This window comes from Nonomuraea sp. NPDC049750 (assembly GCF_040659625.1).
GTDB lineage: Bacteria > Actinomycetota > Actinomycetes > Streptosporangiales > Streptosporangiaceae > Nonomuraea.
Map to the genome: position 1 here is coordinate 203,230 of NZ_JBFANB010000014.1, position 21,804 is coordinate 225,033.

Here is a 21,804-nt window from a genome sequence, read left to right on the forward strand (position 1 = left end):
TCTTCTTGGTCTCCTCTTCCGGTCTTTCGGTCGTGGGCGGGGTATGCCGCCGTGACAGGTCGGGGCTTCGGCGGGAAACGCGCCCCCAGAGCGGAGGGGGCGCATTTCCCGGCGTACGAGCGTCAGCGCAGGAAGGCGGCGGCCACTCCCGCGTCGACCGGGATGTGCAGCCCGGTCGTCAGCGACAGTTCCCCGCCCGTGAGCGCGAACACCGCCGCGGCCACGTGCTCCGGCAGTACCTCCTGCTTGAGCAGCGTCCGCTGCGCGTAGAACTCGCCCAGGCGCTCCTCCTCCACCCCGTAGACGGCCGCCCGGTTGGCGCCCCAGCCGGAGGCGAAGATCCCCGAGCCGCGTACGACGCCGTCGGGGTTGACCCCGTTGACCCGGATGCCGTGCGGGCCCAGCTCGGCCGCGAGCAGGCGTACCTGGTGGGCCTGGTCGGCCTTGGCCGCGCCATAGGCGACGTTGTTCGGCCCGGCGAAGACGGCGTTCTTGGAGGAGATGTAGACGATGTCGCCGCCCATGGCCTGGCTCAGCAGGACCCGCGCGGCCTCCCTGGAGACCAGGAACGAGCCGCGGGCCATCACGTCGTGCTGCAGGTTCCAGTCGTCGAGCGTGGTCTCCAGCAGCGAGCGCGACAGGGACAGGCCCGCGTTGTTGACCACCAGGTCGACGCCGCCGAAGGCGAGGACCGCCTGGCGTACCGCCTCGGCGATCTGCTCCTCGGACGTCACGTCCACGCCCACGGCGATCGCGACGTCCTGCGGCCGGTAGGCGGCGCCGCCGAGTTCGGCGGCCACCTTGTCCGCGGCGCCCAGGTCGCGGTCGGCGACCACCACGCACGCGCCCTCGGCCGCCAGCCGCCTGGCAGTGGCGGCGCCGATGCCGGAGCCGCCGCCGGTCACGAACGCGACGCGCCCGGCCAGCCGCTTGGGCGCGGGCAGGCGGCGCAGCTTGGCCTCCTCCAGCTCCCAGTACTCGATGCGGAACTTCTCCGACTCCTCGATCGGCTGGTAGCTGGACAGCGCCTCGGCGCCGCGCATCACGTTGATCGCGTTGACGTAGAACTCCCCGGCGACCCGGGCGGTCTGCTTGTCCTTGCCGAAGCTGAACATGCCGACCCCGGGCACCAGCACGATCGCCGGGTCGGCGCCGCGCATCGGGGGCGAGTCGGGGGCCGCGTGACGCTGGTAGTAGGCGGCGTACTCCGCGCGGTACTGGGTGTGCAGCTCGCCCAGCCGGGTCAGGACGTCCGCGAGCGGCGCGTCCGGCGGCAGGTCCACGACGAGGGGGGCGACCTTGGTGCGCAGGAAGTGGTCGGGGCAGGAGGTGCCGAGCGCGGCGAGCCTGGGATGCTCGGCGCGGGCCAGGAAGTCGAGCACCTCGGGCGAGTCGGTGTAGTGACCGACCTGGCGGGCGTCGGTGCTGGCCAGGCCGCGGATCGCGGGGAAGAGCTCGGCCGCGCGCCGGTGCCTGGCCTCCTCCAGCAGGGGTTCGTGGACGACGGCGCCGAACGGGTCCGGGCGGCCGTGGTCGGCGATGTACTGCTCGGCGGTACGGATGATCTCCAGGGAGTTCGCCTGGCACTCGGCGCTCGTCTCGCCCCAGGCGGTGATGCCGTGGCCGCCCAGGATGCAGCCGATGGCCTGCGGGTTGGCGGCCTTGATCGCGGAGATGTCGAGGCCGAGCTGGAAGCCGGGCCGCCGCCACGGCACCCAGACGACCCGGTCGCCGAAGATGCGCGCGGTCAGCTCGGGGCCGTCGGCGGCGGTGGCGATCGCGATGCCGGAGTCGGGGTGGAGGTGGTCGACGTGGGCGGAGTCGACCAGGGCGTGCATGGCGGTGTCGATCGACGGTGCGGCGCCGCCCTTGCCGTGCAGGCAGAAGTCGAAGGCCGCCACCATCTCGTCCTCGCGCTCCTCGCCCGGGTAGACGCCGGTCAGCGCCCTGAACCGGTCCAGGCGCAGGACGGCCAGGCCGCCGGCGGTGAGCGTGCCCAGGTCGCCGCCGGAGCCCTTCACCCAGAGCAGCTCCACGTCCTGGCCGGTGACCGGGTCGTTCTCGGTGCCCTTGGCGGAGGCGTTGCCGCCGGCGAAGTTGGTGTTGCGCGGATCGGAGCCGAGCGTGTGCGCTCTTTCGAGCAGTTCGTTCTTGGCGTTCGACATCAGGCCCCCCAGCCTGCCTGGTTACCGCCGACACGGTCGGCGGCGATCTTCTCGAAGTATCCGGACTTGGCGTAGGCGGCCATCGGGTCGGGCGCGAGCCCCATCTCCTCCCGCAGCTCACCGAGCAGCGGGCGGACATCGGTGTTGTAGGCGTCCATGAGCACGGCGTTGGCGCCGAGCACGTCACCTTCCCGCTGGGCGGCGGCCAGCGCGTCGCGGTCGACGAGCAGCGCCTTGGCGGTGGCCTCCTGGACGTTCATCACCGAGCGGATCTGGCCGGGGATCTTGGGCTCGATGTTGTGGCACTGGTCGAGCATGAAGGCGGTCTCGGTGGTGTAGCCACCGCCGCCGATGACCTCGAACATGATGCGGAACAGCTGGAACGGGTCGGCCGCGCCCACCATCAGGTCGTCGTCGGCGTAGAAGCGCGAGTTGAAGTCGAAGCCGCCGAGCTTGCCCTCACGCAGCAGGAACGCCACGATGAACTCGATGTTGGTGCCGGGCGCGTGGTGCCCGGTGTCGACCACGACCTGCGCCTTATCGCCGAGCTTGAGGCAGTGCGCGTAGGCGGTGCCCCAGTCGGGCAGGTCGGTCATGTAGAAGGCGGGCTCGAACAGCTTGTACTCCAGGAGGAACCGCTGCTCCTCGCCCAGCCGCTCGTAGACCGCGGCGAGCGCTTCGGCGAGCCGGTCCTGACGGGCCCTGATGTCGTCCTGGCCCGGGTAGTTGGTGCCGTCGGAGAACCACAGCTTGAGCGTGTCGGACCCGGTGGCGTCCATGATGTCGACGCAGTCGAGCAGGTGCCGCAATGCTTTGCGCCGCACCTCGGGGTCGGGGTGGGTGACGCTGCCGAGCATGTAGTCGTTGTCCTGGAACACGTTGGAGTTGATGGCCCCGATGGTCACCCCCTGCTCGGTCGCGTGCCGGGCGAGGTCGGCGTAGTCGTCGACCTTGTCCCACGGGATGTGCAGCGCCACGGTCGGCGCGACGCCGGTGTAGCGGTGCACCTGGGCCGCGTCGGCCAGCTTCTCGTACGGGTCGCGCGGCACGCCCTGCTGGGCGAACACCTTGAACCTCGTGCCGGAGTTACCGTACGCCCAGGACGGCGTCTCGATGCGCTGCTGCCGCAGCTGATCCTTGATCATCTTTTTTCCCCGATTTCAAGCCAGATGGAAAACTTCGGCCAGCGTGAGCAGCCCCTCGTCGGGCCGTCCGGCCTCGAAGAAGGGAGCCATCTCCGCCTGCCAGCGCGCGTTGACACCGGTCTCGGCCATCGCCTGCTGAGCCGCCTTGAAGTCGTCGGTCTCCAGGTAGCCCACCAGCAGTCCGTCGTCGCTCAGGAACAACGAGTAGTTGCGCCACCCGGCCTTCGTCAGCGCTTCGAGCATCTCCGGCCAGACGGCCTGGTGCCGCTCGGTGTATTCGTCGAGCCGCTCGGGCCGGACCTTCAACACGAAACACACCCGCTCCATAACCAACCTCCTCTCATATCCACCCCGCACGGACCCTCGCGGCGCCGGGGGGCCCGGCGCCCACAACGGCGCCGGGCCGACTAGGAATCAAAAACCGTCAGTAGTCGAACTGGTCGATGTTCGCCGCCTCGAACGTGAACGGCGGGCCCAGGATGACCTCGCCCTGCTTGCCGATCGTCCGCTCGCCCAGCTTGCCCGCCTTGAACGTCTCCCCCTCAGCCCCCGTGATCTGCCCCGACACCAGCGCCGCGGCGGCGTAGGAGGCCAGGTAGCCGAGGTCCTTCGGGTTCCACAACGCGAACTTCGCCACGGTCTTGTCCTTGACGAACTGCCGCATCTGGTTCGGCGTCCCGAGCCCCGTGAGCACGACCTTGCCCTTGTACTTGGAGCCGGAGATGTACCGGGCCGCGGCCGAGATGCCGACCGTGGTCGGGGAGATGATCCCCTTCAGGTTCGGGTACGCCTGCAGCAGGCCCTGCGTCTGGGTGAACGATTTCTGGTCGTCGTCATCGCCGTAGGCCACCTTGACCAGCTTCATGTCCTTGTACTCGGGCTTGCCGAGCTCGTCCTTCATGAACTTGATCCAGGTGTTCTGGTTCGTGGCGTTCGCGGTGGCCGACAGGATGGCGATGTCGCCCTTGTTGCCGATCATCCCGGCGAGCAGCTTGACCTGGCTGCGGCCGACCTCCTCCGAGCTGGCCTGGTTGATGAACAGGTCACGGCACTCAGGGGCGGCGTCCGAGTCGTACGCGACGATCTTGATGCCCTTGGCGCGGGCCTGCTGGAGCGGCCCGCAGACGGCGTTGGCGTCGTTGGCGGCGATGAGGATCGCGTCGTGGCCCTGCTGGGTGAGCGTGTTGATGTAGGAGATCTGCGACGAGGCGGAGGCGTCGGACGGGCCGACCTCCTTGGCCTCGCCCTGATACTCCTTGGCCGCCTCGATGCCGGCGTTGTCGACGATCGTCTCGTAGGGGTTGTTGATCGCCTTGGGAAGGAAGGCGATCTTCAGTCCCTGCTTGATCGGGGCGTTCGGGTCGGCCTTGGCGGCGGCGGAAGAGGAGGCGGGCGCCGGCGCGGGCGCGGAGGTCACGTTCGACTTGGTCGTACCGCTGCAAGCCGCCACGCCAAGAGCAAGCAGCGCGGTCACAGCGGTCAGGCGCATCGGGGTCATGGGGATCCTTTCAGAGCTGGCCTGACGAGCGAGACGAGACGGGGGGTGAGCACCGAGACGATGAGGAGCAGTCCAGTGACGATCGACTGGATCTCGGTCGAGACGTCGCCGAGCATGAGCAGATTGCGCAGCAATCCGATGAGCAGCACGCCGGCGATGACGCCGCCGAGCGTGCCCTTGCCGCCGTCGAAGTCGACGCCGCCCAGCAGGACGGCGGCGATGACGGCGAGTTCGATGCCCACGCCGTTGTCGGCGCGGGCGGAGCCGTACCTGAGCGTGAAGACGACGCCGGCGAAGGCGGCGACGGTGCCGGAGATGACGAAGAGCAGCAGTTTGATGCGCTTGACGCGGATCCCGGCGAAGAACGCGGCCTGCTCTTGGGCGCCGATCGCGTACAGCGCCCGGCCGAAGCCGGTGGCGTGCAGGACCACGCCCACGATGGCGGCGAGCAGGACGAACACCGCTATCGGGTACGGGATGGGCGTCCCGGGCACGTCATTGACGGCGAGCGCGGTGTAGTCCGGCGGGAACTGGGCGACCGCCCGGTCCCCGAGCACGACGTAGGCGAGGCCGCGGTAGAGGGCGAGCGTGCCGATCGTGACGGCCAGCGACGGCAGCCCGAGCCGGGTCACCAGCAGGCCGTTGACCAGCCCGCACACGGCCCCGGTCAGTACGGCGATCGGGATGATCGCCTCGATGGCCATGCCGCCGTCCCAGAGCGAGCCGACCAGCGCGCTGGAGAGCCCGAGCACGGAGGCGACCGACAGGTCCACCTCGGCGGCCACCACCAGCATGGTCATGGCCAGCGCGATGAGCGCGATCTCGCCCAGGTCCCCGAGCGCGAACGACAGGTTGTCGACGGTCGCGAAGCCGGGCGAGGTGAGCGAGCCGGCCGCGAACACGGCGATCAGGAGCGCGCCGACCAGCACGTCCCAGCGCAAGACCTTAGCCATGACGGCTCCTGTTCCTGAGCAGGCGGGCCAATCTGAGGGCGAGCACCCGGTCGACGCTGATCGCCAGCAGGAGCAGCGCGCCGGTAATGGCCTGCTGCCAGAACGGGTTGACCCGGAGCACGACCAGCGCGCTGCCGATCGTGGTGAGCAGGAGGGCGCCGAGCGCCGCTCCGTACACGCTGCCGACGCCGCCGGTGATCGCGACGCCGCCGACCACGACCGCGCTGACCACGAGCAGCTCCCAGCCGTGCGCGGAGTCGGCGATGACCGTGCCGAACCTGGCCAGCCAGAGCACCCCCGCCAGCCCCGCGAGGCAGCCGCTGACCAGGTAGGCGAGCAGGACCCGCCGCCTGACGGGCACGCCGGCCAGCCGGGCGGCCTCCGGGCTGGAGCCGATCGCGTAGAACTCCCGGCCGCTCGGGTACGACCGCAGGTAGTAACCGATCGCCACCATGATCACCAGCGTGATGAGCGGCAGGTACGGCACCCCGAGCACCGAGCCGTTGCCCAGCGACAGCAGCCCCGGCGGCAGGTTGACCGCGTTGATCTGCCGCCCGTGGGCGATGTAGTGGTCGATCCCCTGGATCACGTAGAGGGTGCCGAGCGTCACCACCAGGGCGGGGACCCGGCAGAAGCTGACCAGCAGGCCGTTGATCAGCCCGCAGGCCGCGCCGATCGCCACCCCGAGCAGGACGGCGGGCAGGATGCCCATGCCGCTCGCCAGCTGGTCGCCGGTCACGAAGGCGACCAGCCCCACCACCGAGCCGACAGACAGGTCGAGGTTGCGGGTGATCACCACCATGGACTGGCCGACGGCCAGCAGCGCGAGGGTGGCGGTGTTGAGCAGGATGTCCTCGACTCCCTGCCCGGACAGGAAGTTGCCGTTGACGCTGGCTGTGACGCCGACCAGCGCGGCCAGCGCGATGACCAGGCTCAGCTCGCGGGCCCGGAACACCAGGTCCACGAGACCGCGGGCGCTGCGCGCGGGCGTCGTCTGCTCGGGTGGCGCGGTGGCGGTCGTCATGCCGCTCCCCCAGTCATGCGGCCCTCCCGGTGGCTGCGCTCATCACGCTCTCCTCGGTCGCGTCGGCGCGCGAGAGTTCGGCGGTCAGCCGCCCCTCGTGCATGACCAGCACGCGGTCGGCCATGCCCAGCACCTCCGGCAGGTCGGAGGAGATCATGAGCACCGCGATGCCCTGCCCGGCCAGCTCCGACAGCAGCCGGTGCACCTCCGCCTTGGTGCCGACGTCGATGCCGCGGGTCGGCTCGTCCACGATCAGTACGGACGGCTTCGTGGCCAGCCATTTGGCCAGCACGACCTTCTGCTGGTTGCCGCCGGACAGCACGCCCACCCCGTCGCTCAGCCGGGCGAACTTCAGTCGCAGCCGCACCGCCCAGTCCTTGGCCCGGTCGCGCTCGGCCGTACGGGAGATCGTCAGTCCCCTGCGCAGCGAGCCCAGCCCGGTCAGGCCGATGTTGCGCTCGATCGACAGCTCCATGACCAGCCCCTGCTGACGGCGGTCCTCCGGCACCAGGGCCAGGCCCGCGCCCATCGCCGCCGTGGGACTCCCGGCGGGCAGCGGCCGGCCGTCCACCGAGACCGAGCCCGCGTCCCAGCGGTCCACCCCGAACACCGCCCTGGCCACCTCACTGCGCCCGGCGCCCACCAGCCCGGCCAGCGCGACGATCTCGCCCCGCCGTACCTGGAAGGAGACGTCGGTGAAGACGCCTTCGCGGGTCAGCCGGTCCACCTGGAGGGCGACCTCGCCGAGGGTGGCCTCCTCCTTGGGGTAGAGGGTGCCGAGTTCGCGGCCCACCATGCGCCGTACCAGGTCGTCGTGGGTGAGCCCGGCGACCGGCTCGCTGGCGATCCACGCGCCGTCGCGCAGCGTCGTGACCCGCTGACAGAGCGAGAAGATCTCGTCCAGCCGGTGCGAGATGAACAGGATCGCGCAGCCGTGCTCGCGCAGCGCCTCGACCACCGAGAACAGCCGCGCCACCTCGTTGCCGGACAGCGCGGCCGTCGGCTCGTCCATCACCAGGACGCGAGCCTCGCGGGACAGGGCCTTGGCGATCTCGACGAGCTGCTGGTCGGCGATGGACAGGCCGCGCGAGGGCTGCTCGGGATCGAGCGCGACGCCCAGCCGTTCGAACAGCCGCCGTGCCTGGCCGTGCATCTCCTTGCGGTCGATGCGGCCCAGGGTGCGGCGGGGCTGGCGGCCCATGAAGATGTTCTCGGCCACGGACAGGTCGGGGAAGAGCGTGGGCTCCTGGTAGATGACCGCCACGCCGGCCTGCTGAGCGTCGGCCGGTCCGGCGAAGACGACCGGCTCGCCGTTCAGCAGGACCTGGCCGGTGTCCGGCCGGTGGACGCCGGCGAGCGTCTTGACCAGGGTGGACTTGCCCGCGCCGTTCTCGCCCGCGAGCGCGTGCGCTTCGCCGGCGAACAGTTCGAGTGAGACGTCGCGCAGCGCTCTGACGGCTCCGAACGACTTGCTGACGTTCGCGAGCGCGAGGGTGGGGGCACCGCTCATGCATCCTCCGGACAACAAACGTTTTAATCGCGACGAACCCGGAATCTAAGCGCTGGACCAGCAGGCGTCAATGCCTTCACGCGTCTTCTGGCGTCTTTGTGATTGTTACGTTTTAATCGGGGGGTGCGATTCACTGCAGTGGACCTTGGCGCCTCCAGCGGGCGGGTCATGAGTGCCGACGTCTCGGCCGACAGCGTGCGGCTCGTAGAGGAACACCGCTTCGTCAACCGGCCCGTACGCGTGGCCGGGACGCTGCACTGGGACATCCTCTCCCTCTACCAGGGGGTGCTCGACGGGCTGCGCAGAGCCGGGCCCGCCGAGTCGGTCGGCATCGACGCGTGGGCCATCGACTACGGCCTGCTCGACCGTGACGGGGCGCTGATCGGCAACCCGGTGCACTACCGCGACGGGCGCACCGAGAAGGTGACCGAGCGGGTCGACCCGTACGAGGTGACCGGGCTGCAGTTCCTCCGGTTCAACACGATCAACCAGCTCGCCTGCGACCGGCTGGACCGGGCCGAGACGATGCTGCTGATCCCCGACCTCCTGGGCTACTGGCTGACCGGCGAACGCGGCGCCGAGCGCACCAACGCCTCGACGACCGGCCTGTACGACGTCACCAAGCGGGACTGGGCCTGGGACCTGATCGACCGCCTCGGCCTCCCCAGCCGGATTTTTCCCGAAATTTCGGATGGCGGCGTCGCGGAGCTGCGGCCCGACGTGGCCGCCGAGATCGGCTACACCACCTCCCTGGCCCAGGTGGGCTCGCACGACACCGCCTCGGCCGTGGTCGGCGTGCCCGCCACCGGGGACCGCTTCGCCTACATCTCCTGCGGCACCTGGTCCCTGGTCGGCGTGGAGCTGCCCGGCCCGGTGCTCACGGAGGAGAGCCGCCTGGCCAACTTCACCAACGAGGCCGGCATCGACGGCACCACCCGCTACCTGCGCAACGTCATGGGCCTGTGGATCCTGCAGGAGTGCCTGCGCGTGTGGGGCGACCCGGCGCTGGAGCCGTTGCTCGCCGCCGCCGCCGAGGCCAGGACCGAGGCGGTCATCGATCCGGATGATCCGTCGTTCCTGCCGCCGGGCGACATGCCCGCCCGGATCGCGGACTACTGCGCGCGTACCGGGCAGGCGGCGCCGGAGGATCGGGCGCAGGCCGTACGATGCATCCTGCAGAGCCTCGCCCTCGCCTACCAGCGGGCCGTCGCCGACGCCGTCCGGTTGAGCGGGCGGCCGGTCGAGGTCGTCCACCTGGTGGGCGGCGGATCGCGCAACGCGTTGCTGTGCCAGCTCACCGCCGACGCCACCGGCCTGCCGGTCGTCGCGGGGCCCGTCGAGGCGGCCGCCCTGGGGAACGCGCTGGTCCAGGCGCGGGCGCGCGACCTGGTCGGCGACCTGGCCGACATGCGGGCTCTGGTACGACGAAGTGAGAGCCTGCGCACCTACGAGCCACGGGGGCACCCATGACCGAGCTTGCTCCCCTGACCGAGCTTGCTCCCATGAGAGGGATGGAGGAGGGGTCGTGACCACGGTGAGCATCAAGGATGTCGCGGCCCGGGCGGGCGTGTCGCCCGGCACGGTGTCCAACGTGCTCAACCGTCCGGAGAAGGTGGCCGACTCCACCCGGATCCGGGTCGAGTCGACCATCAGGGAGCTCGGCTTCGTCAGGCACGGCTCCGCCTCGACGCTGCGGGCCGGCCACAGCCGCACGGTCGGCCTGTCCGTGATCGACATCGGCAACCCGTTCTTCACCGACGTGGCCGCCGGGGTGGAGGACGTGGCGAGCGAGCGCGGCTACGCCGTCATCCTCGGCAACTCCTCGGGCAGCCGGATGAAGGAGGAGCGCAACCTGCTGGTGTTCGCCGAGCAGCGGGTGCGCGGGGTGCTCATCACACCGTCCGACGAGGACCCCGGCCGGCTCGACCAGTTGCGGGGACGCGGCATCTGCGTGGTGCTCGTCGACCATCCGGCCGAGCGCTCCGACCAGTGCGCGGTCGCCGTGAACGACGTGACCGGCGGCTCGATGGCCGTCGCCCACCTGCTGGAGGGCGGCGCGGGCAGCCTCGGCTACGTCACCGGGCCCCCCGTGATCCGCCAGTGCCAGGACCGCAAACGCGGCGCCGAACAGGCGATGGCCGCCGCCGGGCGCGAGCCGCGCGAACTGCTCGAGGTCTCGATGCCCGCAATGACGGCAAAGGCGGGCCAGCAGGCGGCCGAGAATCTGCTCGCTGAGGGGACGCTTCCGGACGCGCTGTTCTGCGCCAACGACCTGCTCGCGCTCGGCATGCTGCGCGGCCTGCTCCAGGCGGGTGTACGGGTGCCTCAGGACGTGTCGCTGATCGGCTATGACGACATCGACTTCGCCTCGGCCTCCACGGTGTCGCTGACCTCGGTCCGGCAGCCCACGTACCAGCTCGGCCGGGTGGCCACCGAACTGCTGCTCGACGAGTGCGACAACCCGGGGACGCACGCGCACCAGCAGATCATGTTCCAACCGGATCTCGTCGTCAGGGAGTCCACGCGGTAGGTTGTCCCGCAAAACCGACAAACGGGGTTGATCATGCCAAATGGTGCCCGTCATGCGCTCGGGCTGGTCGCGGGGCTGCTCCTCCCTCCGCTGATCGCCGTCGGACTGTTCTACGGCGTCGGTGAGTTCAGCCTCAACTACCAGCAGTTCACCATCTCCTGGGCCGGGATCGGCGCGATCGTGGCCTCGGGGGGCCTGCTCGCGCCGCTGCTCGCCTCGCGGCTGTCGCCCGTCGCCTCGCTGGTGGGCGGGCTGGAGTTCACCGCGTTCGGACTCCTGCCGATTCTGGACACCGTCGGCCTCCACTTGATGCCTGAGCGGATTTTCTCCGCGGTCCTCTGGAACGGGTTCCTGACCCTGACCTACTCCGGGGTGCTGCTGATGATCGGCGTGCTGCTGCTGGTGGGTTCGGCCTTCCCTTCGCGCTGGCGGTCGACGCCGCGCCCCCTTCCGGCCGGGCCCACGTACGGCGTGATCCCGCCGTACCGGGGACCGGAGGACGCGACGCGGCCGATCCACCGCGAGTGAGCGGTACGGGATCGTGGCCTGGCAGAATGCCGCCATGCGCGACTCCAGGATCACCGACTTCCTCGCCCAGCTCGCCGCACACGTGCCTGCGCCGGGAGGAGGCGCCACGGCGGCCCTGCACGCGGCGCAGGCCGCCGCGCTGCTCGGCATGGTCGCCCGCTACACCACCGGGGAGAAGTACACCGACCACGCCGAGACCATCGTCGCGCTGATCGCCGAGACCGACACGATGCGCGCGCGGGCGCTGCGCCTGCTGGAGGAGGACGCGGCGGCCTTCACCGCCGTCACGGACGCCTACCGGCTGCCGAAGGGCCCCGAGCGCAGCGCGGCCATCGCCACGGCCCTCATCGGCGCGGCCGAGCCGCCCGCCAGGGTCGTCGAGACGGCCACGCGACTGGTCGACCTCTGCGAACAGCTCCTGCCGATCGGCAACCCCAACGTGGTCACGGACGTGGCGGCGGCGGCCGAGGCGGCGCGCGCCGCGCTCACGACCGCACGGGTGAACGTCGAGGTCAATCTGGGCGGCATCAAGGACGAGAAGGCCCTCCATGGGCTCCGGGCCCGGCTGGCCGACGTGGACGCGACGGTGGCCAGAGCGGAGTGGGTGACGGCCAGGGTCCGCGAGGGCCTCACCGCCACGTGACCGGGTCGGCGAGCCGTGCCGCGCCGGGGGATGGTCACGTGGTCGGCGAGCCGTACGAGAGGATCTATGGGTGAAGACGCTCACGGGTAAGGAACTGGCCGCCGCCATCAGGGCGGAGACGGCGGCGCGGGTGGCCGCCGGGCCGCAGCCGAAACTGGCCGTCGTGGTCGCGACCGCCGACGAGGCGAGCCTCTGGTACGTACGCTCGATCGCCAAGTCCGCCGCAGGCGTGGGCATCGCCTTCGACCTCGCCGACCTCGGCCCCGAAGCCACGGCCACCGGCATCCGCGAGACGCTCGAACGGCTCAGCGCCGACCCCGATGTGCACGGCGTCATGCTGCAGACCCCGCTCCCCCAGGGCGCGTCGGCGCAGGAGCTGGCCGCCGCCATCGACCCGGCCAAGGACGTGGACGGCGCGAACCCGCTGTCCCTGGGCCGGCTGGCCGCCGGGCTGCCCGCGTTCGCCCCGGCCACCGCGGCCGCCGTGCTGGCCCTCCTCGACCACTACGACGTCGAACTGGCGGGCCGCCGGGCCGTGGTCGTCGGCCGTTCGACCGTGGTCGGCAAGCCCCTGGCGCACCTGCTGCTCGACCGGAATGCGACGGTGACCATCTGCCACTCGCGCACCCGCGACCTGCCGGCCGTCACGTCCACGGCCGAGGTGCTGGTCGCGGCCGTGGGCCGGGCCGGGCTGATCGGGGCGGAGCACGTGGCGCCCGGCGCGGTCGTCATCGACGTCGGCACCAACCCGACCGAGGACGGGGGGCTGGCCGGCGACGTGGACTTCACCGCGGTCGCGGACCGGGCCGGGGCGCTGACGCCGGTCCCGGGCGGCGTGGGCCCGGTGACGACAGCGCTCCTGCTGCGGCACACCGCGCAGGCGGCGGGCCTGATGTGAGCGGAATCGCCGCATGACGTACCGGATGACCGAGATGGCGACGCTGGAGGGTGTCGATGCGTGACGTGCTGATCGTGCAGAACAGCAGGAGCGGCGGCCCCGGCCGCCTCGGCGGCTGGCTGGAGGAGGCCGGGCTGCGGCTGGACGTCGTACCCGCCTATGACGGCGCCCCACTCCCTGCCAGGCTGTCGCACGACGCCATGATCATGCTGGGCGGCGGCTTCCTGCCGAGCGACGACGACCGTGCGCCATGGCTGGCCACGGCCAGGAGCCTGTTCGCGCAGGCGCTGGACGAGGGCGTGCCGCTGTTCGGCATCTGCCTGGGCGGTCAGATGCTGGCCGAGGTCGCAGGCGGCGAGGTGACCCCCGACGCGGGCGCTCCGGAGAACGGCAGCCTCCCCGTGACGCTGCGGCCCGAAGCCGCCGACGACACTCTCTTCCACAGCCTGCCCGAGGTGGTGCCCGCCATCGAGCACCACGTCGACGCGGTCACCGCCCTGCCGCCGGGGGCGGTCTGGCTGGCGCAGACCACCGCCTGCCCGTACCAGGCGTTCCGGGTCGGGGAGCAGGCGTGGGGGGTGCAGTTCCATCCCGAGGTGCTGCCGGCGCGCATCCGCGAGTGGCGGGTCGACGGCTTCGACCCGGACGAAATCTACGCGCGGGCGGTGGCCGACGAGCCGGTCTCGACACCGATCTGGCGCGAGGTGGCCACCCGCTTCGCCAAGCTCGTATGAGTCGCGCTCAGGGGATGGACCGTTATCCGGCCGGACTCACGGCGCTGGTGGTGCCGGTCCCGGAGACCGAGCCGGTCGTAGGCCGGTGGCGGACCACGCTCGACCCGTCCGCGACGTACGGGGTACCGGCGCACGTGACGGTGATGTACCCGTTCCTGCCGCTCGACGCCGTCGACCGGGCGGCGCTGGCCGGGCTCTTCGCCAGGTACGCGGACTTCGAGGTGGTGTTCGCCAGGTGTGCGCGGCTACCCGGGTTGCTGTATCTGGAGCCGACGCCCGGCGAGCCGTTCGTCCGACTCACACACGCGGTGACCGAGCGCTGGCCCGAGGCCCGGCCATACGGGGGAAAGTACGAGACGGTCATGCCGCACCTCTCGGTCGGCTACGACAGCGACGGCTCCACCTTCGACGAGGCGGGGACAGCGATCGAGCAAGAGCTGCCGGTCACGGCGCGGGTGGCGGCGGTGCAGCTGGTAGCGTACGACGGCACGGTCTGGCAGGTGGTCGAGGATTTCCCGTTGACGGCGGCGGGCCCGCCTCCCTAAGCACACATCAGGCCACCGACACCACACGGGCGCGTCAGCTCACGTACGGCCTCGCGCTCCCTGACCCGTCAGCTCACCGGGCCGCACCTCTGAGCAGCACCCCCAGACCCGCTCCGCCTCGGCCGCCATCGTCCACGCCGTCTCGTGGATCACGCCATCGGTGGAACGCCGGACGAACGCCGGCCCACCCGCGACGCAGAACTCGTAGCAGGGCACGCAATAGCTACACGTGTGCCGACGCACCCGAACCCACCCACACCGAGCGTGCGGGCTCATCCATGCGAGCCGCTCGTGATCCCTCCGGAGAAGGGCCACGTGGAGGCCGTGATACTCCTCGCTCTGCCCGGACGCTCCGCTACGCGATGAGAGGGCGCCGACTTCGGGCACGAACCGGAGGCGAGGCACTGATCTACCAGTCCTGACCTCCGGTCGCACTCCCGCGATCCCTTCGCAGCCATAAAGAGCTCCACATCATGCGTGAGCTGCTGGCAGATGAGATGAGCCGCTTCCCCGAGGACGACGCGCGGCTTTTGGAGTTGCGTCGCCAGATAGGCGAGCTGGAAGTCGGCGGCGACGTGGGCAAGGAGGCGACCGGGCAGGAGTTCGCCAAGGAGACGGTAGACCGGGTCTTCGAGCTGTCACAGGGACAGCCGTGCGCACCCCCGCTCTCGACGACGACACGGGCCGCGACCTGCGGGGGGTGGATGGTGGACATGCTCGCCGACGCATTCCGGTGGTGACAGCGAGGAGTACGCCCACTACCTGGAGGTACCCGACGCTGCAACGAAGAATGCCGGTCGAGCTGGGCACTCGAAACCGTCTGCCGCCCGCACGAGCAACGGATTCGTCAGAGGCGACGAAGTCGTACACTCTCTCACTCAGGGCGGGTAGTGCGACCTGGCCCGCACAGTGACGATCCGTTTCAGCAGCCCAGGAGGTCGGTCGGCGTGACTGTGCCAGTTCATTCAGGGAGTGGCGAGGTCGCATCGGTGGTCGGCAACGGCCTACGGCTGCAGATTCTAGGTCCGTTACGGCTGTGGCGGGGCGATGAGGAGCTCGATGCGGGTCCGCGGCAGCAGGCCTTCTTACTCGCGCTGCTGCTGGCCCGGGAAGGGCGGCTGATCAGCACGGCCGAGCTGGTTGATCTGATCTGGGACGACGACGCTCCCGCCAGCGCGGTCAACGTCATCCACAAGTACGTCGGCACGCTGCGGCGCCTGCTGGAGCCCCCGCTGCCGGTGCGCGGCGGCGGCTCCTACCTGCACCGCCGAAGTAACGGCTACATGTTCGTGGCCAGGGATGGCATCTTGGATCTGGCCGTCTTCCGGCAGTCCGTACAAGCCGCCGGACAGGCCGTCGCGCGGCAGCAGCGTGAGGCGGCGCTGGAGTGCTATGTGAAGGGGCTGGGATTGTGGCAGGGCTCCACGGGCGAGGGCCTGGCCTACGGACCGGCCGCGATGCCGGTTTTCGCGGGGCTGGACAGCGAGTTCCTGTCCACGTGCGTGGCGGCTGCCGAACTCGCCATCTCGCTCGGCCGGCCTGAGCGCGTGCTACCGCCGTTGCAGCTGGCCGCCACGATGTCGCCATTGCACGAGCCCGTACTGGCGAGCCTGATCACCACCCTGGGCGCCACCGGGCAGCAGGCACAGGCCCTGTCGGTGTATCAGACGGTCCGAGCCCGCCTGGCCGAGGAACTCGGCATCGATCCCGGCCCGGCACTGCGGGCCGCGCACCAGCGCGTACTGAACAACACCCCGGCCCCGCCGGTGCGGATGACCGACGGACAACCACCCGCCCCTTGGGGGCGAACACCCGGCAAGCCGCCCGCTGTGGGTCTGGTCGGCCGCGCCGCGGAGCTCACCGTGCTGCGGCAGGCGACCGAGACGGCACTGGCCGGCGGCAAAGGGCTCATCATCATCGAGGGTGAGCCCGGGGTGGGCAAGACCCGCCTGCTGGAAGAGAACACCGCGGAAGCGGAACGGCGCGGTGCGCTCGTCGTGTGGGGCCGCTGTCTGGAGGGCGACGGCACGCCCTCGATGTGGCCCTGGGTGCAGGCGGCCGGCACGGTGCTTGACGCGCTGCCCGTCACAGCACGGCAGAACTGGCTGACCACCGAACTCGGCCGCCTGCTCGACCCGGGCGACGAAGCCGTCGCCCCACGGGCCCTGCCGGACGGCAGGGCCCAGTTCCGGCTGTTCGAACAGGTCGCGGCCGCGATCGGCGAGGTCTCCGCGCTGCGGCCGGTCCTGCTCGTCATCGACGACCTGCAATGGGCCGACGTCACCTCGCTGCAGTTGTTCAGCCACCTGGCGGCACGGTTGCCGACCGGCGCGACAGTCATCGGCGCGCTGCGTGACCGTGCGCCCGTGCCAGGTACGGAGTTGTCGCGGATGCTCGCCGCGGTCAGCAGGGTCTCCGGCCAGCGCCGTCTCCGCCTGGGCCCGCTCAGCCAGGCCGAGGTGGCCGAACTCGTCCACGAGGAGACAGGCCAGGCGCCCAGCCCGGACACCGCCCGCGACATCCACGCCCGAACCGCGGGCAACCCGTTCTTCGTCCGCGAACTGTCGCTGCTCCTCAGCACCGGCGGCATGCTCGGCGAGAACCAGGCATCGGCTCGGGCCGGAGTGCCGTCCACCGTCCTTGACGTGGTGCGCGACCGGCTGGCCGACCTCGACGACGGCGCCCGGGGGCTGCTGCAGGTCGCCGCGCTCATCGGCCGCGACATCGACCTCCGCCTGCTGGCCGATGTCGCCGGCCTCGACGTCCAGGTCTCTCTTGACCATCTGGGGCCTGGGGAAGCGCTGGGCCTGCTCGAACCCGCGCCCGGGAACCCGTTCTCCCTGCGCTTCTCGCACGACCTGGTCCGCGAAGCAGTCGCCAGGACGACCCCGCAGTCGCGCACATCCCGGCTGCACCTACACGTCGCCGACGCGCTCGAGCGCACCGACGCGCTTGGCGACCACGCCGCCGAGCGAGTCGCCCACCATCTGTGGTCGGCCGGCCCGCTCGCCGATCCGCACCGGACCGTGACGGCGCTGGTGCGCGCGGGCCGCCGGGCCGCGACCAAGTTGGCGTTCGAGGCCGCCGAGCGGCAGTTGCGGACCGCCGTGCAGGTCGCGCGGGCGGCGAGTCTGGCCGAGCTGGAGTTGTCCGCCCTGTCCCAGCTGATCGCGATCAGGGGAATGCTCACGATGTACGGCACCTCGGCGGTCGATCTGCTGGAACGAGCGGAGCACCTGGCCAGGGGTCTTGGGCGGGAACTCGACGCCACCGTCTTCCTCTACTCCCGCTGGGCGGCGCATGCCCAAGGCCTCGAGCGCGATCACAGCAGACCGCTGGCGCGACGGATGCTGGAGCAGGGCGAGACGTCCTCCGATCCGCTCGTGCGCGCCTACGGCCTGCAGACGTGGGGACTGCAGCAATTCACTGAGGGAGATAACGAGGATGCCTTCCGCTGCCTGAGCGAGGCGGGCCGCATCCTGATGACCCGCAGCGGCCCGCGCGAGCAGGACCCCGTCTGGTACGACCTGAAACTGCTGATGATCGGAAAGCTCGCTGAGACGACCGCGCTGCACGGGGACGTCGACGGGGCGCGATCGTTGCTCGACATGCTGGAGGCCGCAGGCGACGCCCCCTTCACGGTCGCTGTGTGGGCCGCCCACACCTCGAGGACGGAAGCGTTCATCGGCGACCCGGTCCGAGCCCTGCGCGCGGCGGAACGTGGGATCGCCGCGGATCCTCACTTCTCCTTCGTGTTCCTCGGCACCTACCAACGGCTGGTCCGGTACTGGGCGCTGGCCAAGACCGGCCGGGATCCGGCCGGCGCGGCGGCGGAGGCCGAGCGGCTCATCGCGACCAACCTCCTCAATCCGCAGCGCGCGAGTGTCACGATCTTCATCGGATATCTCTGTGAGATGTGGCTGGTCGCCGGGGCGCTCGACCAGGCCGCCGCGGTCCTCGACCAGGCCGAGGCCTGCCTCGATCGCTACAATGAGGGCTTCGCGGAGGGCTTGCTCCTGCTGCTGCGGGCCCGGCTGCTGCACGCGAGCGGGAAACCCGTCGCCGAGGTCAGGGCGGCCGCCGACAGATCCCGTACGGTGTCTATCGAACGGGGTACCCACCTGTTCGCGCGGCATGCGGAAGAGTTCCTGGCCACCTTGGACCACCCACCGGCTGTCGGCTGACAGGTCTCACCCGTGGCTCCAGAGATGATCGACCTCCGACCACTACGCTGCGCCTCACTGCCGGCCGGCGCGAGGCGGGGTGGCGGTGCCGTAGAGGCGGTTGGCATGCCGAGCGTACAGGCGCGGGGCGACCAGCGGCATGATCAGCCTGGCCACCAGCGGTGCGTGAGAGAGTACCTCCTTGACCACGTCGGGATCGCCCTCGTACATGGCCATGCCGAGGACGAGTGGCAGGTCCTTTTTGGGGCTGTTCGACAGGCTGTGCTCACCGAGCTGGGCCCATTCGGCGGCGGTGACGACCTTTTCCGCGAGAGGAAGGACCTCCTCCTCTTCCAGGGTCATGTGCTCCAGCAGCCGGTCGCGCAGCACGTCGAAGGCCGCGGCGAGGCTCTCGCCGTTGCGGGCCGTGTGCTTCCACGCCGGCAGCAGCGCGCTCACCTCATCGAGGCCGGCCTCGATACCGTGGTGCTGCTCCTCCATCTCCGTCACGATGGCCGACGCCTCCGCACCGCCGCGCTCCATGAGGAGCGGCCAGAGAATGATGTCCTCTCCCTCATGGTGCAGATGCAGAGCGAGAGAAAGGCGCTCGGCATGTCTCGCGACGACCGCAGAACGTTCGGTGTCCCCCGAAGCCACGTCCCGGACGAGCTGAGGCAGGAGTGTGAACTCCCGGCGCATCATCGTGTGCACCATGAACATGTCACGCACGTCAGCCATAGGCTGGTTCACTGCGACCTCATCAACTAAATCTATGGATATTCCGGATGGCGACGAACCTCTTCCCGCAGAGGGCCCCAGCGATGGGCTCGCTGGAGGCCCTCAGGCCGCCGGATCACGCATCCGGCAAGGCAATCGCAGCCGATGAATCAGCTCTCGGTGTGCAGGCTGTACGTCAGGGAACCGTAGCTCATGGAGCCGAGAATCTTCGAGACCGGCGAATAGGTCGATATAGAGTTCTTGTCGCAGATCTCGGTGCCCGCATTGTTGATTTGAGAGAGAATTCCGTACGCCGTGTGGTCGTTCTCGCTGAACAGCGGGCCACCGCTGTCGCCCTGCCTGCGGCAGATGTCCATCCACAACCCGCCGTCCTTGGCGATGACCTTGCCGCAGGCGGTGCTGTTCGACACCGCGCCGGTCGAACACGCGACCCAGCCAAGCTGGATCTGTTCATATGGCCACAGGCCCGTGATCTTGAACTGGGTGGTATTTTTCGAGATCACCATGTTCCTCGGCTGCTGCGACCAGTACTTCGAGTACTCCATTCCCCCTCTCGTGACGTACGGCGTGATGGCCGCATCCACCGGATACCCGTTGAAATACGAGTTACCGTCCCAGTGCCCAACGGGTTGGCCCGTGTGGAAGGAGTAGTATTCGTCATTTTCGAAACAGTGTCCCGCCGTAAGCGTGTACACCCAGCCGTTCGTACCCTTCACGTTGAAGCCGTTGGTGCACGTCTTGTAGAGGCGTCGGTAGTTCTGGTCGTACATTTCCAGCCTTACGCCACCGCGCATCGGAGCGGTGCAATACGAGATGTTGCAAGCCGCATTCGTCATGGGCGGTGTATCGACCACGGCGACGTCCAGGTCAGCGACCGCGGCCAGCCGGCCGGCCGAACTGCGTGCCGCGGCGGCGGCCTGGTGATACAGCTCCACGCGGTTCTTCTGCTCGTTGATCACCGGTGCCTGCTCGGGCTTGAGTCCCAGACGGGCACTGATGTCGGCGGCCTTCGCCTGAAGGTCCCTCAGTGAGTGCTGTGCGGCCACGACGCGGATGTGACCATGGTCCGGGACCGCGCTCAACGCGGGAGCGAGCGCGTCGGGGGCGGTGCTCGCGATCGCAAGCACACCGCCGTTGTCCTGGTCGATCCAGGACCCCGCATAGGTCTCGGCATAGTCGCGGGCGAGAACCTTCTGCAGAGCCCCCGCGGTCTGCTGCAACTCCAGACGGCGTATCGCCTCGCCGACGCTGATGCCGTAGGTCTTGGTCAGATACTCGACGGAACCGGGAACATCCGCCGGTCGCAGCGCGGTGGGCGCGGCCAGCCGGACGGCGGGGGCGGCCAGCGCCGTATCGGGAACGGTGACTAGGCCGGCGACCACGACCAGGCTGAACGCCGCGGCCACCCTCCAGATCGCTCTTCTTCTTCGCACGGGGGTCGTACCTTTCTTCTGTTTCCGGAACTCGGCTCTTTCACGTGCACCTTGTCAGGCGGGTGTGGAGCCGAAGTTGATGGATACTTGATGACTTCTGAAGCGGACCAGCGCAGCCTCGAAGTAGTACTTCCTGAACAAGCCGACCGACCCGGCCGCCAGGGCCGTGAGGGCGTGAGCGTGCGCGCCGGACAGAGACACGGCACTGGCGGGCGCGGCGACAAGAAAAAACGCCCTGCTCCCCGGACACTTCGCCTCAGGACGCACTCACGACAGTTTCATCGCCGGACGATCCAATTCCCGCATCAACGCCACCGAAATCGCCGGCCCGTGCCGATCTGGCAGCCGACTGAAAATGCCAAACAGCATCGACGGGTGGCCTCACCACAAGTGTCCGTACTCAGGATGTGAGACCTCACACGATCCACAGCGAAGGCGGCGTGGGGGCGCAGTTCCATCCGGAGGTGCTGCCGGCGCGCATCCGCGAGTGGCGGGTCGACGGCTTCGACCCGGAGGAGGTCTATGCGGGGGCGGTGGCCGACGAGCCGGTGTCGACGCCGATCTGGCACGAGGCGGTGCGGTCTGTCCGAGGTACGGCCCGACACCGATCCCACCCTCGCCCATTGAGCCGTTCGCGGTCTTGACGACGCGGGGAAGGCCAGGCATCTTTCTGTAAGAAGCTTTCCTAAAAGTGCACTGCCCACCTGCTGGAGGACAGCGAATGCGCACGAGAAAGCCTGCGGCTCTGGCCGCCACAGCCCTCCTCACCGCCGCCCTCGTCGGCATCGCCACCCCCGCTCACGCCGCGCCCACCGACTGCACCACCGGCCGGGACGGCAAGACCGTCTGGGTTTACTGCAGCGGCGGCTACGGCCAATACCGCGTGAGCATCTACGTCATCAACCCCCCGACCGGCTCCTGGCCCGAGTACGGCCCCTGCGTGTACCCCGGGCAGCAGCGCTCGGAGTACACCCCCTACCACAACTACTCCTTCCTCGGGCCGGCGGTCGCCTACTGCTGACAGGGCCAGGGCCGCCCAGCGTGGCGTTCGATGACCGGCACCCATCGATGAGGACAGCTCAAGACCATGTGCTTTGCGCCCAGCAGGGGCGATCAGCTGGGGTCATACCGCTCCCGACCGGCTCACAATGAGAGCCGGTACGCGGGCCGCCGGGGGTGACCTGACGCTGTCGCGGCGACTCGTACGCCAGTGGCAGCGCGATCGGCTCGGCGGGGTTCTGGGAGGCGCTCGCCGTGGCCGCGTACATAGTCGTACAGCTACTGCTCGACGTCGACG

21 protein-coding genes are annotated in these 21,804 nt (G+C 69.8%); 11 read left to right on the forward strand and 10 right to left on the reverse strand.

Translation table 11 applies throughout. The features are described 5' to 3' along the window. Positions 1 to 122 precede the first annotated feature (122 nt). The 7 genes from AB0J16_RS32335 to AB0J16_RS32365 all read right to left on the reverse strand — a co-directional run bounded on the left by AB0J16_RS32335 (position 123) and on the right by AB0J16_RS32365 (position 8,295). Complete coding sequence (locus AB0J16_RS32335) at positions 123 to 2,165, reverse strand: bifunctional aldolase/short-chain dehydrogenase (RefSeq protein WP_358546181.1); 2,043 nt, start codon at positions 2,163 to 2,165, stop codon at positions 123 to 125. After that, the gene (gene rhaI, locus AB0J16_RS32340) at positions 2,165 to 3,310 is read right to left on the reverse strand and encodes an L-rhamnose isomerase (RefSeq protein WP_358546184.1); all 1,146 of its coding nucleotides are present in this window, start codon (positions 3,308 to 3,310) and stop codon (positions 2,165 to 2,167) included. Before rhaI ends, AB0J16_RS32335 begins: the two co-directional genes overlap by 1 nt. A gap of 15 nt (positions 3,311 to 3,325) precedes the next feature. Then, positions 3,326 to 3,637 (reverse strand): L-rhamnose mutarotase, encoded by a 312-nt coding sequence (locus AB0J16_RS32345; RefSeq protein ID WP_358546187.1) that lies wholly within the window; start codon positions 3,635 to 3,637, stop codon positions 3,326 to 3,328. A 97-nt stretch (positions 3,638 to 3,734) separates the two neighbouring features. Next, positions 3,735 to 4,808, reverse strand: a complete 1,074-nt coding sequence (gene rhaS / locus AB0J16_RS32350) for a rhamnose ABC transporter substrate-binding protein (RefSeq protein WP_358546190.1) — start codon at positions 4,806 to 4,808, stop codon at positions 3,735 to 3,737. After that, complete coding sequence (locus AB0J16_RS32355; protein WP_358546193.1) at positions 4,805 to 5,761, reverse strand: ABC transporter permease; 957 nt, start codon at positions 5,759 to 5,761, stop codon at positions 4,805 to 4,807. The genes rhaS and AB0J16_RS32355 overlap by 4 nt, the downstream gene beginning before the upstream one ends. Further along, positions 5,754 to 6,785, reverse strand: a complete 1,032-nt coding sequence (locus tag AB0J16_RS32360) for an ABC transporter permease (protein ID WP_358546196.1) — start codon at positions 6,783 to 6,785, stop codon at positions 5,754 to 5,756. Before AB0J16_RS32360 ends, AB0J16_RS32355 begins: the two co-directional genes overlap by 8 nt. Before the next feature lie 13 nt (positions 6,786 to 6,798). After that, positions 6,799 to 8,295, reverse strand: a complete 1,497-nt coding sequence (locus AB0J16_RS32365; protein ID WP_358546199.1) for a sugar ABC transporter ATP-binding protein — start codon at positions 8,293 to 8,295, stop codon at positions 6,799 to 6,801. A gap of 123 nt (positions 8,296 to 8,418) precedes the next feature. Between AB0J16_RS32365 and AB0J16_RS32370 the strand changes: the two genes are divergently transcribed. The 7 genes from AB0J16_RS32370 to AB0J16_RS32400 all read left to right on the forward strand — a co-directional run bounded on the left by AB0J16_RS32370 (position 8,419) and on the right by AB0J16_RS32400 (position 14,173). Next, positions 8,419 to 9,765 carry a rhamnulokinase family protein gene (locus AB0J16_RS32370; RefSeq protein ID WP_358546202.1) on the forward strand — a complete coding sequence of 449 codons (1,347 nt, stop codon included), beginning with the start codon at positions 8,419 to 8,421 and terminating at the stop codon, positions 9,763 to 9,765. Positions 9,766 to 9,820: 55 nt separating this feature from the next. After that, positions 9,821 to 10,825, forward strand: coding sequence for a LacI family DNA-binding transcriptional regulator (locus AB0J16_RS32375; RefSeq protein WP_358546205.1), 1,005 nt, complete (start codon positions 9,821 to 9,823; stop codon positions 10,823 to 10,825). Between the two features lie 33 nt (positions 10,826 to 10,858). Further along, positions 10,859 to 11,353, forward strand: a complete 495-nt coding sequence (locus AB0J16_RS32380; protein WP_358546208.1) for a hypothetical protein — start codon at positions 10,859 to 10,861, stop codon at positions 11,351 to 11,353. Positions 11,354 to 11,387: 34 nt separating this feature from the next. Beyond that, complete coding sequence (locus AB0J16_RS32385; protein ID WP_358546211.1) at positions 11,388 to 11,996, forward strand: cyclodeaminase/cyclohydrolase family protein; 609 nt, start codon at positions 11,388 to 11,390, stop codon at positions 11,994 to 11,996. Between the two features lie 70 nt (positions 11,997 to 12,066). Beyond that, positions 12,067 to 12,894, forward strand: a complete 828-nt coding sequence (locus tag AB0J16_RS32390) for a bifunctional 5,10-methylenetetrahydrofolate dehydrogenase/5,10-methenyltetrahydrofolate cyclohydrolase (protein ID WP_358546214.1) — start codon at positions 12,067 to 12,069, stop codon at positions 12,892 to 12,894. Between the two features lie 56 nt (positions 12,895 to 12,950). Beyond that, on the forward strand, positions 12,951 to 13,628 hold the full coding sequence (locus AB0J16_RS32395; protein ID WP_358546216.1) for a type 1 glutamine amidotransferase: 678 nt from the start codon (positions 12,951 to 12,953) through the stop codon (positions 13,626 to 13,628). A 14-nt stretch (positions 13,629 to 13,642) separates the two neighbouring features. Next, the gene (locus AB0J16_RS32400) at positions 13,643 to 14,173 is read left to right on the forward strand and encodes a 2'-5' RNA ligase family protein (protein ID WP_358546219.1); all 531 of its coding nucleotides are present in this window, start codon (positions 13,643 to 13,645) and stop codon (positions 14,171 to 14,173) included. A 39-nt stretch (positions 14,174 to 14,212) separates the two neighbouring features. On the opposite strand, the gene AB0J16_RS32405 is transcribed toward AB0J16_RS32400, so the two are convergent. Then, positions 14,213 to 14,389 (reverse strand): hypothetical protein, encoded by a 177-nt coding sequence (locus AB0J16_RS32405; RefSeq protein WP_358546222.1) that lies wholly within the window; start codon positions 14,387 to 14,389, stop codon positions 14,213 to 14,215. A 257-nt stretch (positions 14,390 to 14,646) separates the two neighbouring features. Here AB0J16_RS32405 and AB0J16_RS32410 point away from each other — a divergent pair, with 257 nt between their 5' ends. Next, a complete protein-coding gene (locus AB0J16_RS32410) occupies positions 14,647 to 14,913 on the forward strand; it encodes a hypothetical protein (protein ID WP_358546224.1) in 267 nt (88 codons plus the stop codon). A 249-nt stretch (positions 14,914 to 15,162) separates the two neighbouring features. Beyond that, on the forward strand, positions 15,163 to 18,357 hold the full coding sequence (locus AB0J16_RS32415) for a BTAD domain-containing putative transcriptional regulator (protein WP_358546227.1): 3,195 nt from the start codon (positions 15,163 to 15,165) through the stop codon (positions 18,355 to 18,357). 54 nt (positions 18,358 to 18,411) lie between these two features. Here AB0J16_RS32415 and AB0J16_RS32420 read toward each other — a convergent pair whose 3' ends face one another. Together AB0J16_RS32420 and AB0J16_RS32425 are read right to left on the reverse strand one after the other, a co-directional pair. Next, positions 18,412 to 19,074, reverse strand: coding sequence for a hemerythrin domain-containing protein (locus tag AB0J16_RS32420; protein ID WP_358546230.1), 663 nt, complete (start codon positions 19,072 to 19,074; stop codon positions 18,412 to 18,414). Positions 19,075 to 19,223: 149 nt separating this feature from the next. Continuing rightward, positions 19,224 to 20,480, reverse strand: coding sequence for a S1 family peptidase (locus AB0J16_RS32425; RefSeq protein ID WP_358546233.1), 1,257 nt, complete (start codon positions 20,478 to 20,480; stop codon positions 19,224 to 19,226). A gap of 434 nt (positions 20,481 to 20,914) precedes the next feature. On the opposite strand from AB0J16_RS32425, the gene AB0J16_RS32430 reads away from it, so the two are divergent. Beyond that, positions 20,915 to 21,151, forward strand: a complete 237-nt coding sequence (locus tag AB0J16_RS32430; protein WP_358546236.1) for a hypothetical protein — start codon at positions 20,915 to 20,917, stop codon at positions 21,149 to 21,151. Between the two features lie 77 nt (positions 21,152 to 21,228). Next, positions 21,229 to 21,528, forward strand: a complete 300-nt coding sequence (locus tag AB0J16_RS32435) for a hypothetical protein (RefSeq protein WP_358546239.1) — start codon at positions 21,229 to 21,231, stop codon at positions 21,526 to 21,528. Positions 21,529 to 21,804: the final 276 nt, after the last annotated feature.